This window comes from Chitinispirillales bacterium ANBcel5 (assembly GCA_029688955.1).
Classification (GTDB): Bacteria; Fibrobacterota; Chitinivibrionia; order Chitinivibrionales; family Chitinispirillaceae; genus Cellulosispirillum; species Cellulosispirillum alkaliphilum.
The window spans coordinates 141489-159063 of the sequence record JARUKZ010000008.1; the positions used below are offsets into that span (position 1 = coordinate 141489).

10 protein-coding genes are annotated in these 17575 nt (G+C 41.3%); 4 read left to right on the forward strand and 6 right to left on the reverse strand.

Annotated features, from left to right (window positions below; genetic code table 11):
- The first annotated feature begins 8 nt into the window (after positions 1 to 8).
- The 3 genes from QA601_06465 to QA601_06475 all read left to right on the forward strand — a co-directional run bounded on the left by QA601_06465 (position 9) and on the right by QA601_06475 (position 5576).
- Positions 9 to 1358: a hypothetical protein gene (locus QA601_06465; protein ID MDG5814710.1), complete on the forward strand. Its 1350-nt coding sequence runs from the start codon at positions 9 to 11 to the stop codon at positions 1356 to 1358.
- Positions 1355 to 2536 carry a hypothetical protein gene (locus QA601_06470; GenBank protein ID MDG5814711.1) on the forward strand — a complete coding sequence of 394 codons (1182 nt, stop codon included), beginning with the start codon at positions 1355 to 1357 and terminating at the stop codon, positions 2534 to 2536. Before QA601_06465 ends, QA601_06470 begins: the two co-directional genes overlap by 4 nt.
- A gap of 310 nt (positions 2537 to 2846) precedes the next feature.
- Positions 2847 to 5576: a FlgD immunoglobulin-like domain containing protein gene (locus QA601_06475; protein MDG5814712.1), complete on the forward strand. Its 2730-nt coding sequence runs from the start codon at positions 2847 to 2849 to the stop codon at positions 5574 to 5576.
- Positions 5577 to 5607: 31 nt separating this feature from the next.
- Here QA601_06475 and wecB read toward each other — a convergent pair whose 3' ends face one another.
- The 6 genes from wecB to QA601_06505 form a co-directional block, all read right to left on the reverse strand.
- Positions 5608 to 6834, reverse strand: a complete 1227-nt coding sequence (gene wecB, locus QA601_06480; protein ID MDG5814713.1) for a UDP-N-acetylglucosamine 2-epimerase (non-hydrolyzing) — start codon at positions 6832 to 6834, stop codon at positions 5608 to 5610.
- Positions 6835 to 6852: 18 nt separating this feature from the next.
- Entirely contained in the window at positions 6853 to 7617 is a 765-nt protein-coding gene (locus tag QA601_06485) for a WecB/TagA/CpsF family glycosyltransferase (protein MDG5814714.1), read from the reverse strand.
- Positions 7618 to 7766: 149 nt separating this feature from the next.
- Positions 7767 to 9623, reverse strand: a complete 1857-nt coding sequence (locus QA601_06490; GenBank protein ID MDG5814715.1) for a polysaccharide biosynthesis tyrosine autokinase — start codon at positions 9621 to 9623, stop codon at positions 7767 to 7769.
- A gap of 182 nt (positions 9624 to 9805) precedes the next feature.
- Positions 9806 to 11053 (reverse strand): SLBB domain-containing protein, encoded by a 1248-nt coding sequence (locus tag QA601_06495; protein MDG5814716.1) that lies wholly within the window; start codon positions 11051 to 11053, stop codon positions 9806 to 9808.
- Between the two features lie 73 nt (positions 11054 to 11126).
- Positions 11127 to 12569 carry a sugar transferase gene (locus tag QA601_06500; protein ID MDG5814717.1) on the reverse strand — a complete coding sequence of 481 codons (1443 nt, stop codon included), beginning with the start codon at positions 12567 to 12569 and terminating at the stop codon, positions 11127 to 11129.
- A 1269-nt stretch (positions 12570 to 13838) separates the two neighbouring features.
- Entirely contained in the window at positions 13839 to 16664 is a 2826-nt protein-coding gene (locus QA601_06505) for an InlB B-repeat-containing protein (GenBank protein MDG5814718.1), read from the reverse strand.
- A 237-nt stretch (positions 16665 to 16901) separates the two neighbouring features.
- Here QA601_06505 and QA601_06510 point away from each other — a divergent pair, with 237 nt between their 5' ends.
- Positions 16902 to 17198, forward strand: coding sequence for a hypothetical protein (locus QA601_06510; protein ID MDG5814719.1), 297 nt, complete (start codon positions 16902 to 16904; stop codon positions 17196 to 17198).
- Positions 17199 to 17575: the final 377 nt, after the last annotated feature.

The window sequence follows — 17575 nt, forward strand, 5'->3', positions numbered from 1 at the left end:
GAGGATAAATGGGTATAGATAAGTTATCCCAAAAGGTTGGTCCGCGATTAGCAACCGTCATTTATTCAATTTGTGGCACCTATCTTAATATGAGCCGCTATAATAACAGATATAAAAAGATACTCCAAAAATTAACCGCTACCCAAAAGTGGAGTTCTGATGAATTTTCAAAGTACCATCTATCGCACCTGAAAAATGTCATTCATGAAGCAGTTAATTATGTTCCCTATTACAAAAGCTGGGCGAAGGAAACCGGTTTTACAGAAAACGATTTTACCAGCCTTGAGGACATTACACATTTTCCTATTCTAAAGCAAAAAATTGTAAAAGATAAGCCAGAACTGTTCATTCATGAAAAGCTTAATAAATTCAGATATCGTTGGACGGAGACGGGTGGCACTACCGGAAGAGGGTTAAAACTTCCCATTGAATTACAATGTGATCATGTTACATGGGCCGCGGTTTGGCGCTCCCGCTATCGTTTGGGGATGAGCAGTAATGATTGGATCGCACAGTTTTTCGGCAGAAATTTTATCGACCCACGGAGGAAAAAAGGGCCTTTCTATTCCACTAATTACCCCGGTAAGCAACATTTCTTTAGTTCACACCATATGAGTTCCGAAACAATATATGACTATATAAATTCTATTAACAAACTAAAACCCGCGATCATTACCGGCTATCCTTCTGTTCTTGCCCGTCTTGGAAGCTATATGTTGGAGAACGGCAACAAACTTAACTATAGAATAAAAGCAGTATGGCTCAGCTCCGAAACGCTCTTCTCTCATCAACTAGAGATAATAAAAACAGCATTTAACTGTCCATGTTATCAGATTTATGGCCACACCGAACAAGCTGCGTCAATCAGCAGTATTTCTGAAAATGAACTGGCGGTGGATGAAGAGGTGGGATATGTGGAATTTGTGGAAAATGAGTACGGACACCAAAGGATTATTGCTACTGGATTACATAACAGAGCATTTCCTTTGATCCGTTACGAAACAGGGGATTTTGTAACGAGATGGTACCTTAAATCCGGAAGGAGGGTTGTTGATCGTATAGAGGGTAGAGAAAACGATTTTCTTCTTACCAAAAGTAACAATAGAGTAAATACAATAAATCAGATCTTCAAATATGTTAAAAATATCGAATCACTACAGTTTAAGGAAGTACAAGCAGGCGAATATAAAGTTTCTATAGTTCCTGCCAATTCAGATTACCAGGATGATATCTATACAATACAAAAGGAGATCAGGAAGCTTGCAGACGGAGAGATCAGTTTGGATTTTGAATGCGTACAATCGTTACCTGTTACTAAATCTGGTAAATTAAAATTAATAATGAGAGAATATTCATGAATATTGAAAAGGAAACAACGAAGCTAATTCAATACTGCGAAAAACAAAGTTATCGTGGCTATGATCCCTATGATGGTCTAAACAGTTCTATAATAAAAGTGCTTACATTGAAGAACAAGTACCTTCGTATTATAGCCACGCAACTTATCCGCCGTTGCCCTGTAAACATCAGGCCCATTTTGGGTATAAAACGGGGCGAAAACCCAAAAGGGCTCGGGCTTTTTCTTTGGGGATATACCAAACTGTACCAAAAAGACCCCAAACCCGAATATCGTCATGAAGTCGAGTATCTTTTTTCACGTCTTGAAGCACTCGTTTCAAAAGGGTATAGCGGCTTTTGCTGGGGCTATAATTTTGACTGGCAATCACGAACCTTTTTTCGCCCCGAAGGGACACCAACAATTGTTAACAGCTCATTTATTGGACATGCGCTTATAGACGCTTACGAAACATTTGGAGACCGCAAGTATCTGGATAGGGCGCTTTCTATCCGCCATTTTATCTTGAAGGATTTGCGTCGGACAATGCACGACTCAAACAGTTTTTGTTTCTCCTATACCCCCGTAGATACTGCAGTTGTGCATAATGCCAATCTTTTAGGCGCCGCACTGTTAATACGACTGTTTAAGCATTGCCAAGAACCGGAAGTAAAACAAGCAGCTCTTTCGAGTCTTTCATACTCCATGAAGCATCAACGTGAAGATGGCTCATGGTACTATGCAGACACACCATCAGAAAAATGGATCGACTCATTCCATACAGGATTTAACCTGCAGGCAATTCGCTACTTTTTAAGCGAAGGCTTTGGGGAGGAGTACAGAGAGGGCTATAATCGAGGGGTTAACTACTATGCTGAAAACTTTTTTCTAAATGATGGCACACCCAAATTTTTCCACAACCGAACCTACCCTGTTGATTTTCACTCACCTGCTCAGGCTATAGTATTCTTTTCCGGTGAAGGAGAGCAGTACCAGGGGCTTACCAATAGAATTCTAAAGTGGACCATGGATAACCTCTACAGTGGGAAGGGGTGGTTTTATTTTAGAAAAAGCCCTGGCTACACCAATAAGATATCCTATATGCGCTGGACACAATCCTGGGCGTTTCATGCGCTTACAGAATTTTTGCTAAACCAAAACGCGTGCAAAAACAGCGAAAATGTTGTGATCAACTCCTAAAAACAGGTTTAAAAAAGACGCGATACTAAAAGACTTTAACCAAAAATAATCCTATTCCTGGAAGCTGGCACCTTTCTTGGGGCGCTATAATAATAGAGGGTAAAACCAACTTAAATAATAGCTTAAACGAAATTTTGTTTGTATCAATATCCCAAGATGTTACAATTGAGGCAGATTACCCTTAATGAGGATTTTTAAACTATAGCAAAGACCTAAAAACACAATTACTATAGCCCCAAAATCCTTGTCGGGTATCATTGAATCATTTTTTTCATTGTAACACCTTAAGTAAGATGGGGATTTTTTTATTATGGTTAGGGCTATACTTCCTTTTTTCTTTGTAGTTATACTGTGCTACAACTCTTTTAGTATCCAGGTACTAGATGAACGCCCAAGAGTATTTTTAAACAGAAGTACAGTATATAAATTACAGGATGCATTATCCAATCCGGAATCGTATCAATACCAGCAGTATCAAAAGATCAAAAACCTTAACCATCCCTGGGTAAAAGCATTAAATTTTCTTGTTTTTAATGATACCGCTCAGGGACTGGCTGCTATATCTACCACCCTCACTGAGCTCAAAAACCATAACAGGTACCAGGTATTTCAAACAGCATTTCAGTATGGAGCCAGTGTTTATGACTGGTGTTATCCATTGTTGTCTGAGAGCCAAAAAGAGGAATTTATTGAGCATTTTATCCGGATAGCTCATATAGTGAGCCCATCCTACCCTGCACGAATAGAAGGTACTTATTTTGTTGCAGCCCATTTAGGCTGGCTACAGCTTGGTCAAATACCAATTGGTTTGGCTATTTATGATGAAGACCCAACGATGTTTGATGCTGCCATAAAAGCGATGAAAAAGGGAATTGCGCCGGTTGCAAATTTCTACCATCAGGCCCATATGCATCACCAGGGTGATTCATATACCGGTGCACGATTTTTCCAGGAAATATCAGCCACACAAGCCATCATTGCCGGTACGGGCCAAAATATATTTACAGAAAAACAATCACGCGTTCCGTATCAACTTATCTATCATTCCAGACCAGACCGCCTCCAGCTCAGAACCGGAGACACCTATAACAGCTTAGGAAGCAGAGATAAATCTCATATGCTATTAACAGCAGGTTTTTTGTATGATGATCCTGTTTTAGTATCATTTGGAAATGATGATTTCTTTCACTCCATCAGTCCTGTTCAGGAAATGATGAGTATTATACTCTCGGTTAACAGTTCTGTTGTACCAGAAAAAAATCTCATAGAGAATCTACCAACGGCAAAATACTTTCCTTCACCACAGGGCGAGATAATCTGGAGAAACGATTGGATTTTAAATAACGATAAAAGTAATTCACCCCTGATCCAGATGCGAATTGGGGAGCATTACTTTGGCAATCACCAAAGAATGGATTTTGGCACCTTCCAGATCTACTATAAGGGCTCATTAACCGGTAACAGCGGCTATTTCGGGGCCTATGATGATGACCATTGGCGAAATTATCACAATGAAACGATATCTATGAACGGGTTACTCATTTATGATCCTGATGAAAGAAGTAGGTGGAGAGGTGGAAGTGTCGTGAGTGGTGGACAGTATGCCAGAGGCACCCCGCGTAATTATGATGAGTTAGTCCGCAACAAAGCCGGAAGTGTTATCTCCCGGTACATATCCAAGGACTACAGCTATGCCTATATTTCCGGAGATATTACCGAAGGCTACACCGATAAGGTTTCTGAAGTTACCCGTTCAATGGTAACACTTGAAACGGATAATCCCGACTACCCTGCAGTATTTATGGTCTTCGATAGAGTAGAATCTTCAAACCCGGAGTTTAAAAAAACGTGGCTACTGCACACGCTTGAGGAGCCGTTAATCGATAATAACCGAACCACTGCCATAAATACCAGGCCCTACTATAATACAAGAGGCGACCTTGACCCATCTTTAGGCCACTATAGCGGGAAGTTGGTTTCTGACTGCCTGCTTCCCAGAGATGCCACAATAAGCAAAATTGGAGGACCTGGAAAAGAGTTTTGGGTAGAACAGGCAAATCGTAATATCTACCCCGAGCCTCATTCAGTTCGCCATTATGGCAGAGACTCAATTATTGCATCATTTGAAGCCGGAGCCTGGCGTGTAGAAGCCTCTCCCTCACAGCCCGCAAAAAGAGATCATTTTCTTCACGCAATGGCAGTGATGGAGAACCCCACAGAACTAATAGAACGATCAAAGCTGCTGGAAACAGAGCAGATGTATGGCGCTCAATTACTGGGAAAAGCGGTGTTTTTCAGTAAGGAAAAAGCACTCCAGAAAGATTTTACCTTTAATTTCGGTGAAACAACGGTCGACCTTTTACTCACCGATCTTAAACCCGGGCCATGGGTTATCAATCATGGTAGTACCACCACACAAATCGATGTTTCTGATACTGCAAACGTTGCGTTTATCGAAAAAGTTACCGGTACTATTGATGCCGTACATGGATCCTCTGCTCCTTCAATGCCAGATCTTGGTGATGGAGATGGTGATGGAGATGGTGATGGAGATGGTGATGGAGATGGTGGTGACACAGATGGTGGTGACACAGATGGTGGTGACACAGATGGTGGTGACACAGATGGTGGTGACACAGATGAGGGTGATACAGATGAGGGTGATGATGATAAGGGTGATGCTGTATCAGCCAACAGCAACCTAGGCGCAACAGCTAATTATCCTAAATATCTTGCCTTTGGGATTTCCAATGCCTCACTGGTTCACCCCGGACAACGTATAGGTATACCCTACTTTGTTCCAATGCACAATTCTGATAATTCAGTGAATGAAGGTCGTCTTCAGCACGTACGAATGGATGTAGTAGATCTGCGTGGCCAGGTAGTAGCAACCATTGTAGAAGGTAGAAAAGGCCCCGGGTCATACATCGCTCAATGGGATGGTACACTTGCCAACGGAAGACCTTTAAGCAGTGGTGTATACATTGTCACTTTAAAAACACAAGATTCCAGAGCAACTATGAGATTAGTACGTCCCTGATGGTTACCAACTAACCGACCGTTTATTTTGCTCAAACTGCTTTGAATTTGGATTCTTCTTCAAATTCAAAGCAGACCTCTTCTGTTTGCAAGTGCTCAGATACTATACAGTTCACTATCCTTTTAGCAGTATTTCCATCCCACAGTTTTGGTCTTTTGGGTTTACGATCCTGAGCGATACACCTGAGAAACTCTCTTCGTATGTTACTCACCGAATTTCCAACCAGAACACTGGCCCCACCATGTTCTTTGAGAGTAATAGGGCGTTCAGTGTTCCAACGCATTGTCAGACATGGTGTTCCCAATACACAACACTCTTCCTGTAGCCCTCCGCTGTCGGTGAGCATTATATCAGCACTCATATTGAGTTTGAGCATCTGCAAATAACCAAGCGGTTCGGTCAGAAGCAACTTTGGATTTTTCAGAATGTCCTCTAAAAGGCCGATTTTAGCAATGATGTTTTTTGTGCGTGGATGTATAGGCCAGATTAAATCTAGTTTGCTTGTGGCTTCTTCTGCAAGAAATGTTACAATTTCCCTAAGTACTTTGGGGTTGTCAACATTTGAAGGCCGGTGCATAGTAACGAGTCCAAACTGAGAGCCATTCATTACACTCTCCGGAATCTGCTGCTCAGCCAACATGCTGCTCTTGACAACAGACTCTGTAGAAAGCTTTTTTGCTTCAGTGATATTTGTCTCAAGAGTATCGATCATTATATTGCCTACCAGCTTTATTTTCCTCTCATCAACACCCTCGTCTTGAAGGTTGTTACTGGAGATTGAATCTGGTGTAAGCAAAAGATCTGATAGTCTGTCGGTTACAAGACGATTTATCTCTTCAGGCATAGCAATGTCATAGGAACGCAAACCAGCTTCTATATGTGCAAGTCTTATACCCTCTTTTTTTGTGGTGATAGAGCAGGCACATGTTGCATTTACATCACCAACAACCACAACCCAGTGTGGCTTTAAGTTTTTTAGTACTTTTTCAAAGGCTATCATGGTGTTACCAACCTGCTCAGCATGAGTACCGGAACCGATTTCAAGATTCACATCCGGCTGATCGATCTGCAGTTCCTTAAAAAAGGATCCTGACATCTTTTCATCATAATGCTGCCCGGTGTGTACAAGCGTATGGTCTATATATATATCTGAACTTTTGCTATTAAACTCTTCTATGGCCTTGATAAAGGGGGCGATTTTCATGAAGTTAGGCCGTGCTCCAACCACTGAGATAATTTTAATGCTGTTTATTATCATAAATATTTCCCGGAAACGTTAAGAGTAGTTGATCTGTGTTTTTATGGTTTTACTTATAAGAACGTGTTTTGCTGTCAGATAGATAAAATAGGTGTTAGTTATCAGGTACCGTTTAAACATTCTTCTGGGCTCTTTGTACACACGGTACAACCACTCAAGCCCACTTATTTGCATCCATTTTGGTGCTCTTGATACAACGCCCGCAAGTACATCAAAGCTTCCCCCCACACCCTGTATAACAGGTGTATTCAATAGATGCCGGTTATCATAGGTCCACTGTTCCTTTTTAGGGCTGCCAAAACCTAAAAACAATATATCAGCATCGGAATTGTTAATTTCTTCTACAACGGAAACATTTTGCTCCTCTGCAAAATATCCATTTCTGTAACCTGCTATCCTAAGTTTTGGGTATTCCTTTTTGATATTTTTACACATCAACGATAAGTTTTTTTCTGTAGAGCCAAGAAAGTAAACTGTTTTCCCGTTTTTTTCGGCTCGTTTAAGAAGCAGTTGAAACAGGTCTATCCCAGCAATGCGCTCTGGCAGATTTCTACCCAGTAGTTTTGAAGCCCAGACAACCGGGACACCGTCTGGCAAAACAAAATCAAAACTGTTCATTACCTTTAAAATCTTGGGGTTTTTATTGATTTCATAGGCTTTGAGCGCATTTACAAAGAAAATACTACTCTTTTGTTTATTATTTATACGTTCAAATACCGTATCGATTAAAACATCTGTTCTGATACTATCCACATGAAAATTAAGTAGTGAAACCCTGCCCATATGCTTTGCCCCTCTTAATTAGTTTGTGAATATTCGATGTAAAAACTGTTAGGCTGTTTTTATAGTAAAATACGTAAATTATCTCCAGCGGTTTATAATTAGTTCAGCATCAGTTCTGTTCATATCACCTCGAATAGTAATTTTCTTTTTTAGCTGTGATAGCTATAGTTTGTGGTTATTCCTAACTCTACCTTGTTAATTATCACACCTAAAAGTGGCAACTCTTTATCCTGTAACATGCCATTGAGTACACGCAGTCGCTTCCTTGATGCTTCAGCTAAATTACTTACAAATATTAATCCATCCATGGATCTGGCCAGGTCCAGTGTTTCTGCTACCATGGTAATTGGCGCAGTATCAAACAATACTATGTCATGTGTGCTTTTGATTTTTTCTATTATCGTAGCCATTTTTCTGGAACCCAAAAGTTCTGTGGGGTTTGGCGGGATGTTTTTTCCGTTTGAAAAAACCTTTAGATTAGGCGTTATTTCCGGTGTAGAGACAATATCATCTACATTACTTTCTCCTAAAAGATATTCGGTAATTCCTTTATTAAACTTCTTACCAAAGACTTTATCGATAGATGGCCTTCTGAGGTCAAGATTCACCAATGCGGTTTTTTTCCCCATACACGCAAATTCATAGGCAAGGTTTGCTGTGATGGTAGTTTTCCCTTCTCCGGGTTGAGCACTGGTAAGCATAAGTGTAGCAGGTTTTTTGTCCAAAACATCCTTATATTTAAGATTGGTATATATTAATCGTATGGCTTCTGCCTGCAAAGAGTTTGGAGAATCTTTTATAAAAAGTAGGGGTTTGTTTCTAAATTTGGGTATTGCTCCAAGCTGTGACGTATTAAGTATTTTTACTATTTCATCAATATTGTGTGGGTTATCCTGAATGAATTCAAACAGCAATGCAAACCCAAGCCCCACAAAAAGTGCAGCGATTCCTGCCATTGCCGTTGTTTTGGTCTTTTGCGGATAAACAGGATTATTTGCTTTTACTGCTGGCTCTACAATTTTAATACTTGCTAACTGTGCAGCTTCCCGTATCTTGTATTCCTCAAATTGGGATAACAGGTTGGTGTAAATTTCATTCATTATGCGCTCATCACGTATCAGTCGGGCAAGCTGAATTTCAAGAGGCGGCAGATCTTTCATACTTTGATGCTGACGGTTAAGCTGTGCGTTTATCGCCCGTAACCGTGCATGTAAGCTAGTCTCGTTGATTGCTATTTGCTCTCTTACTTGTGCAAACCTGGAGTAACTGGGAGCAGCCTGTGAACCAACAGCAGAGAGACGATTTTCCACCTCACTTCTCTGTGCTTCAAGTCCCCTAAGCTCTGATTGCAACCGTATACGCTCTGCTTCAAGTTCCGCCATTGCACCAACCCGTACTCTGGTTTCCTGATCAAGAGCCACAGTATGTGATCCGGTTTTAAAGTCCATCAGGGCATTTTCGGCCACCTCAACCTTTGCTTTTTGCACGATAAGCTGAGACTCGATAAACTCCTTTGCAGCACTAATATTCTCCTGGTTTAGTTGTTGACTTTTTTCAGAAAATACTTCAGCCAAAGTATTTGCATAGAGAGCGGCATTGTCTGGATCAGCATCCCGTGCGCTAATTTTTATAATGTTTGTCTGAGCGATATGTTCAAAGCTAAATTTATTCAAAAAGGCCTGAAAGGAAATCAGAATTCCCTGTTCATCTCGTACATCACAGCGCCTGATCACCTCTTCAATAATGGGCCTGGTTTTAATGATCTGAATTTGAGTAAGAATAGGATCGGATCTTCCTATGCTTTGCATCATTATGTTTTCCACACCCAAATCTCCAAACCCTCCAACTCCAGTCCTGTCCTCAACCAACAGTATTTTACAGTGTGATTCATAGAGCGGCTGTGCAAGCAAAACGTATGCTACAGTAACCGAAACAATAACCAAAAATGATGTTATGATAAGCCATTTTCTACGTACTATGATGTTCCAGTAATCATTAAGTTCCATTTATTGTTCCTTTTTTAAAGCTTTGAGTAGGAATGAGACGCGGCCTTAGGCACGTCTCGGCTCCGCCCTTCGACTCCGCTCAGGGACCGCTCGACGAACTGTTACCTTGCTTGATTTATATAGGAACGCGACGGCCAGCGGCGCGTCTACAATCGACCGTTGCGCCTGTTCCCTGTTCCAAATTAATTTCTCATTCCGACGATGATCGCTACAGTAGAAACCACAGTTGCTGCGGCACTGATTATCGGTGACCACCTTCTGATCCACTTATCCTCCTTTGCTTCGGGAACCATAATGATATCCCCTGCAGCAAGGCCTGTTGGCTCACTTATGGTATAGGCATCATTGGTAAATGGGGTGATGGTTTTTACATTTCTCCTGTCAGCGGTTCTTGTAAATCCCCCGGCCTGTTGTATGTAATATCCAGCACTTTTACCACTGCTGTAGGGATAAGCTCCCGGCATTCGCACGCTTCCGCTTACGTACACATTTACCTCAACGGGCGGTATAACAATTTCATCCCCGTCCTCGAGTGGTGTTTTTTTTCTGGAAATTGGAATTACCGCATAATCTTTTGATGCAGCCAGATAGTGAAATCCTCCGGTTACCTCAGGGCGCACCTTGGTTTGCCCGGCAAGAAAGGCTTCTGCAGGCTGTTTGTTAACCTTACCCTTGCGTATAAGGTAGGCCCTGTTGATATCACCTCGTGGCGATGCCCCCCCTGCTTTATCCATGATACGGTAAAGTGGTGTTTCTCCATGGATGATAGAATAAAGCCCTGGCCTGGCAGCTTCGCCACTTACCCGCACAACAGAGTGACGGGGAACGTTTTTTTGTGGCAAAACAGAGATAAAGTCTTTGTCCTTTAGGGTAAGATCGCCGAGTTCATTGAGACTATAGGTTCTCTTCTCTTTTCCATCCCGGTGAAGCACAATAGCTGAAGAATCCGCATCGGAGGTAAAGGTAAAGAGAGCAAGAAATTCTTTTACCGTCTCACCCTCTGCAATTGGAACTCTTCCGGTGAGAGTGCCTTTCAGCTCTCCCCGAACATGCGCAAATTCAACGGCATAATCGAGATGTATGCTCATACCTGCATTTATGAAGGGGTTGTGAGAGTACTCTCCATTGTTTAAAAACTTCAGCAGATCGATTTGCAGTACTTCACCCTGTGATCCGACTCTTACAGCGCGACTGTTTATGTCTCTAAGGTCAGGTATTTCACCTATAGAAGCCCGTGTAATTATATCGTAAACTCTTAAAGCAGGTGGAACATAATAGGTTCCGGCTTTCACACCGGCGCCATGAATTGTGACCGGTACAAGTTCTACCTCTGAGTATCGGGGAGAGAAATGGGATAACTGAGCAAAAGAATCAAATAGTACCAGAAGAAGCAAATTACATGCAATGTACTGCAATCCCTTAATTCTCATCTGTATTTTAAAACCTTTCTTTTGGTAGTATAGTAGTGTTTAAACCGTTTTAGATGAGCTATAGTTTTTCATTTCAGGAAGCACCTACCCCAAAGATACTTACCGGTACGGTTTTTAGTAGTATCTTCATATCAAGCCACAGAGACCACTGGTCTATGTACTCCATATCCATCTCCATCCACCGTTCAAAAGGGATATTGTCCCTGCCGGATACCTGCCATATACAAGTAATTCCCGGTTTTACCGAGAACCTTCTACGTTGCCAGTCCTTGTTAAACAGGCTAAAATCCCTTACAGACATTGGACGGGGACCGACAAGCGCCATATCACCTTTCAATACATTTATTAATTGTGGTAGTTCATCGAGACTGAGCTTGCGTAAAAACCTACCTACAGGAGTAACCCGTGGATCATTTTTTATCTTAAATGCCGGTTCCTCTTTCCGTTCACTAAGATGCATCAATTGCTCTATCTGCTTTTCAGCACCAACAACCATTGTACGAAACTTAATTACATTGAATATTCGCTTATTCATTCCTACTCTGGGCTGAAGAAAAAAGACAGGCCCTTTACTTGTACTCTTAATGGCAATAGCGATCAATAGAAACAGGGGTGCAATAAAGACTAATAAAAGACATGTGGCCAAAAAGTCGAAAACCGATTTAAACAACACCCTTCGGCGATACATGGCACCGGTTACGATCGTAATCAAAGGGCTCTCACCCATATGTTCAATCTTTGTCCATGCCCGTTTGAGATCAAAAAGATCGGTACTCATTCTCACCAGTACACCCTGATCCTGCGCATCATCTAAAATTGTGTATATCTTTTTATAACAGGTCTTAATGGGAAGACACACAACTACTTCATCCACGATATTTTCTCTTACATAAGAGGAAAAGTCATCGAATCCACATACGATGTCCGGTAGTTGTTCGTTCTTTTTTTGAGGACCATGCCAGGAACTGTCTACAAAACCACGTACACGGTATCCAAGCTCCGGATTATTGTTTATATAGCTTACATAAGCAAGTGCTCTTTGACCTGTGCCCGCAATTAATATATATCTAATGTTACGCCCTTTTGCCCGTAAGAACCCCAAAGTGAATCGTAATATTACTCTGAGCGTAATTAAAAAAGTGAAACTTGTAAAAAAGAAAAGGTGTATAAAGGGCAAATTTACCAGATCAAGCGGTCGGTGAAAATCAATTAAAACAATAACAGCAGTACAAAACAACACTCCCTTTAAAACAATGAACACCTCTTCAATGAGTGCGGTAAATCTTTTAGTATCATAAGCACCAAACCATAAGAATATCAGATGCCAGCTCAAAAGCACCAGTAAACCTAAAAAACTGTTAAGAACAGAAATTCGGGGAGAAACCATACCAGTAATTCTTGAAATAGTGTAGTCGGGATTAGATAAATTTTCAGCAACAATAAATGCTGCAATCAGGAGAAGTACATCCGCAAGCTTAAAAATATCAAGTAAGAATTGACGGTGCACGGTTTTCATAGTAGTATTCCTGTAGTTTTTTTAATCCAAACGTTTTCTGAGCAGAAATGGGTATCATCGACGTTATCCAAACCCTTTTCTGGTTTTATATACCTGAAAAACTTAACACTTCTTTTCTATCTTACTGTAAAACCATTGGTATATTACGGTAGTTTTCTGTGTTCAAAAAAAAATGAAAGACAGTTTAGAGTACTATCCAGCTAAATAGAAATTCTTAGGAATAGAGAACTATCGGGAATTGAGCTATTTCAATATAGTAATTACCACTCGACTATTAACAGAAAAAAAAATGATTCTCTGATAGTTTGTGTTATACTTTAATTAGTAAGCCCTTTTATTGTTAATATTTTCTGTGAACATCGTTTTGACTTTGAGGCGATATATTACTTTAGAAAGTTTTTGTATTTCCTGTTATTTCAAACTATTAGTAACAATGACTATTAATTAAACAGGTATACTTTTGATCAGAAAAAAGAGCGACCATTAAGGACAAGCGTACAAAAAGTTTTATCCACATCTTTAGTTAAGCACTCTCAAGCTCAGGAAGTTTTCCGCTGGTATAGATAGTATATAGATACTATAAGCACAGAATCTTTTCCCCCTAAAATAGTAAATAAAGAACCACTGCATCCCAAATAGATCTACTCTTTTTTGAACTTATTTTGTGAAATTACTAAGTACCAAAGAATACAGAGCTAATTTCACGCCAGTTTTATGTAGAGAGAACTGTGGAACCCAATAAGTTTTCTAATTATGCCTAATGAGTTATTCGCAGGAATATTTCTGGTATCAGGCTGCTGTTTGATACGTCTTTTGCTGTTCCAATTTTTGCATCCCTAAGAAGCATAAGCAAAAATGAAATTATTCCCAAGGAGGCCTGTAAAAGTGAAAAATAGGAGTAAGAGGTATCTTTTTCACCAAAATGATTACTTTTTTAGATCGTTCAGCTATCTTATTCTTCGATAGCGGCGCACGTTTACATGAAAAGCGAGGGGTATTGTCCTTAACCCACAAACCCTTGAGTGGAGCGTTTCACCAACTCCGGTAAACAGGAAAAAGAGCACAAAGTGGCTGAAGCCGGAATGCCCCTCAACTCCGGCACTCGACTTCACTCAGGGCATGCCCGGGGGACTGAATTAGTGCACTATCGGAAAATACGGTTTAGTCTGCTCTTGAAAACCGGTGGTGAGCCCTGGTTTCCTACCTGGGGAATTCTAACCAGCTTAGGGCATTATACCAGAAACGTATTCAGCAGGTGAGCAAAGCATATCACCCCTCCAGAGGATCATAGAAATCCAACGGAATTTGAATAAATTCTCTGGATGATGACATGTCGCCATTGCCATATTGACCGAAATTTATCCCTGTTGCCCATAAAGTGCCGTCATTTTTTATTATCATAGTATAGGAATGTAACCCGGATCTGCTACTCCCACCATAGGTATCTACATATGTAACATCGGTTGCAACGGTAACAGGTATTTCTCTCCTATCAGTATCACCGGTACCCAACTCACCCCTGTTGTTATATCCTGAGGCTAACAAAGTACCATCACTTTGCAGAAAGATGCTATGAGATTGCCCTGCAGCAATAGTAGTGATGTCACTGATCCCGTTTAGCTCTGTAAAAACTGAATACCCTGAGGAACCATCCGCTAATTCTCCATAAGTATTACGTCCTGCGCCTTTAACCTGACCATTAATATCAAGAGCCAGTGTGTGCACTAAACCACAACTAACACTTGCCACATTGGTTGCAGCTAAAAGGGGCGTCGTAACACTGGAAGAGTCTCCTAAACCTAGTTGCCCCATAGCGTTTCTACCAGTAGCCCACAACTTCCCCTCACTTGTTAAAATCATACTGTGGCTAACAAAAACAGATACATACACAGCATCACTTATCCCCTGAATTTCAGTAAAAGAGCTGTCGTTATAAGCATCACCAATACCTAACTGTCCGGCATCATTGGAACCGGTTGCAAGCACACGTCCATTATTTTTCACTGCCAGAGTATAACCTCTCCCAGCCGCGACATGTTTGATATCCTGCTCAACTTCCACAAAGCGACTTTCAGGGTCAGTTGTTTCTGTACCAAGCTGTCCCGAGTGGTTGGCGCCTGCAGCCCACAGTCTCCCATCGTTTGTAATGACCATTGTATGATTGCTTCCTGCAGCAACATACTTTACATCATTTTTAACGTTGGTGAAGGTCAGCAGATTTGCATCAGCACCGGTGCCAAGCTGCCCAAACTCATTACTTCCTGCAGCCCATAGCGACCCATCACTAAAAAGAAGCACGCTGTGTTTCTCACCACAGGCAACCATCACCGGATTGGATCTCCAGACGGCATACAAAGTAACAGAACCAACACCCATTTCAAATTCATCTTCATCACCAAAGAAATCTCCACTACCATCTTCCATAGTAGACCAGCCATAAAAGGTCCAGTTGGCTTTTGAATAACTGTTTTTAGTCAGTGCTCTAATCTCGCCATAGGGTATCTCCTGAGGCTTCATTGACCCGGTGGCCGTGCTGCTTGATTTGTCAAAATAGATAGAATAGATTTCAGGAGTCCATACAGCATATAAATCGATGTCCCGGGGCCACATCTCAACCAGTTCACCCTGCTGGTACTCAATATCAGTACTGTTTGGATCCAAAACCCAGCCTGACAGCTTAAATCCCGGGTTTTCAAATGAAGCATAAAGCTCAACCTGTTCTGCTGTTACTGCATCAAGAGTCGTAACCGTACTACTTGCGTCATTTTTATGAAAACTAACAGTGTAAGAATTCGCTTTCCAAACTGCATACAGATCAAGATCTCCGGCAGTCATTGTAATTTTCTGTGTATCAGTGAAGACAATGCTGTCACTGTCGGCTTTTAATGACCAACCTGTTACGGTATAACCGGTACGCTCAAAAACGTTTCTCTCAAGTATAATCTCCTCATTGGTAACTGCTGACTGGTGCCGTTTTAAACTTTTACCATCATTGGAATGAAAAACGATGGTATTGGTATCCTCACCCCATACAGCAAACAGTTGCACCCCTCTGACACTCATCGTGTACTCTTGTTCATCTTCATACGTCGCCTGATTGTCATCGGGATCGTACGCCCAGCCTCTAAAATAGTACCCCTCTCTGGTAAAAGAATTAGGGGTTAATTCTTCCGTTTCACCAAACAGGATTTTTTGATAGGTTGATCGTGCTGTTTCATCATTGGAATAAAACATCACCGTGTTTTCTTCTGAGATCCAGGTAGCATAAAGAGAGAAATCACCAGTAATGGTATCGTCTTGTACCCACTGTTCTGTACCTGCAGAATCGATATACCATCCCCCAAAATTATATCCCTCAAACGCTGGGGGTTCAGGAAACTGAAGAACCGTACCCCATGACACCGTTTCAGTAAATTCCCGCTCGCCATTTTGTGGGTAAAATGTAACCGTGTGGGTATCTCTGCTCCAGTGCGCATGAAGTTCTGTATCCTCTTCACCGATAATAAGTGTGTCTCCACCATAATAAACCTTAGCATCTTCATCACCAAGGGATCGTATCCAGCCATTAAAGGTATGGCCGCTCTTTTGAAGATTACCCACATTGCCGCTAACCGTTACAGTATATCCTACACTATATGCCTGTGCATCTTTGGGCACAGTACCAGAATCATGATCTGCACTTTTATATATAAGCGAATATTTTTCTTCCGGATTTTCGATTACGATCTCCACACTATCAAAGATATATGTTTCATCTTTTAGCAAACCAACGATAGTAAAATAACTGGTCTCGTTAAAAGCTACGATTTCAGGTAAGAAAACTGTATCGTTATCCTTAATTGTTGCGTTATCGAAGTCTATGCTTGAATCTTTTATAGTTCCGTAAGAAAATTCCAAATATTCAAACAGATAAGGAATCGTAACATTTATAGCAATTTCGAAATTTTCACCGGTCGCAAAGGTTTTTTCATCAAGATTATTCAGTATCTCAATTTCAGCGTATTTAAAGTTATGATAGGGATCGTTAGGCTTACTGCAATGAAAGAATGCAAGAAGTTGAGCGATCAGAATAAAAGAATACAAACGCAGTTTCATGGCCCCTCTTTTGGGTTTGAATAGTTTGAGAAAGATAATTGGTATGTCAGAAATACTAAAGAGCATTGTTCTAGTCAATAGTTATATAGATTTTGCATAGATTAGGGACAAGTACCGTGAGGTTTGGAAGCAAAATTACCAATGAAGGTTCATTGTTTAACCATTAGACCTCATTTAGCATAGGGCAGGAGAGACCATGCTTAAGGCGGTGACGGACAAACGGGGTATTTTATTGCTGTGGCGATACATTTTGCTGTGACGTGTAGTTTTTTGGTTGCAATCGCTGCCCGCGCTATCCCCATCACCACCGGGCGGGTAAGATTGATCAGGGAGTTGTGTGAGTCTTCGCGGCTGGAGATACTCCATCCAACCGCCCCTGATTCATCACACCTCAATAACTCCTTCATTGTGGCCAGAGTGATAAATGGCACAAACAGCTTCCTGTTCACCGTTGATGCCCGGAAACAAGCTGAAACAGAGATGTTAAATAATCGCATTGATCTTCAGAGTACCGTTTTGAGCGGAATATGGTAAAGAGCTAACAAAAAGAGTTTCCCTGAAGCTGCAAAAAGAATTTGGCAAAGGCTAACCTGTTGACGATCTCGAACTATTCAGGAGTTTTTACCAGGAACATCCTAAACTATTTTCCGGCGCATCGCGTCGGATTTTTGACTTTACCGCAGGATTGCCGCGAATTTCGAGAATCTGAAACAAGCAGTTGTCGGGCGATCTGATTTTTCCTAAGGCAGGAAGGTTTTTGGGATGCCTGACCAAACTGTGAAATCCCATATCTTAATAGTATATTAGAACAGTTACGCCTCTCGACTACGCTCGAGGAACTGCTCAGGACAACCTTCGACGCACCTCAGGACAATCTTCGACGCACCTCAGGACAATCTTCGACGCACCTC

Bases quoted from the DNA above. Each gene is read 5' to 3' on its own strand.
- QA601_06465 (MDG5814710.1), top strand. From the start codon at position 9: ATGGGTATAGATAAGTTATCCCAAAAGGTTGGTCCGCGATTAGCAACC.
- QA601_06470 (MDG5814711.1), top strand. From the start codon at position 1,355: ATGAATATTGAAAAGGAAACAACGAAGCTAATTCAATACTGCGAAAAA.
- QA601_06475 (MDG5814712.1), top strand. From the start codon at position 2,847: ATGGTTAGGGCTATACTTCCTTTTTTCTTTGTAGTTATACTGTGCTAC.
- wecB (MDG5814713.1), bottom strand. From the start codon at position 6,834: ATGATAATAAACAGCATTAAAATTATCTCAGTGGTTGGAGCACGGCCT.
- QA601_06485 (MDG5814714.1), bottom strand. From the start codon at position 7,617: ATGGGCAGGGTTTCACTACTTAATTTTCATGTGGATAGTATCAGAACA.
- QA601_06490 (MDG5814715.1), bottom strand. From the start codon at position 9,623: ATGGAACTTAATGATTACTGGAACATCATAGTACGTAGAAAATGGCTT.
- QA601_06495 (MDG5814716.1), bottom strand. From the start codon at position 11,053: ATGAGAATTAAGGGATTGCAGTACATTGCATGTAATTTGCTTCTTCTG.
- QA601_06500 (MDG5814717.1), bottom strand. From the start codon at position 12,569: ATGAAAACCGTGCACCGTCAATTCTTACTTGATATTTTTAAGCTTGCG.
- QA601_06505 (MDG5814718.1), bottom strand. From the start codon at position 16,664: ATGAAACTGCGTTTGTATTCTTTTATTCTGATCGCTCAACTTCTTGCA.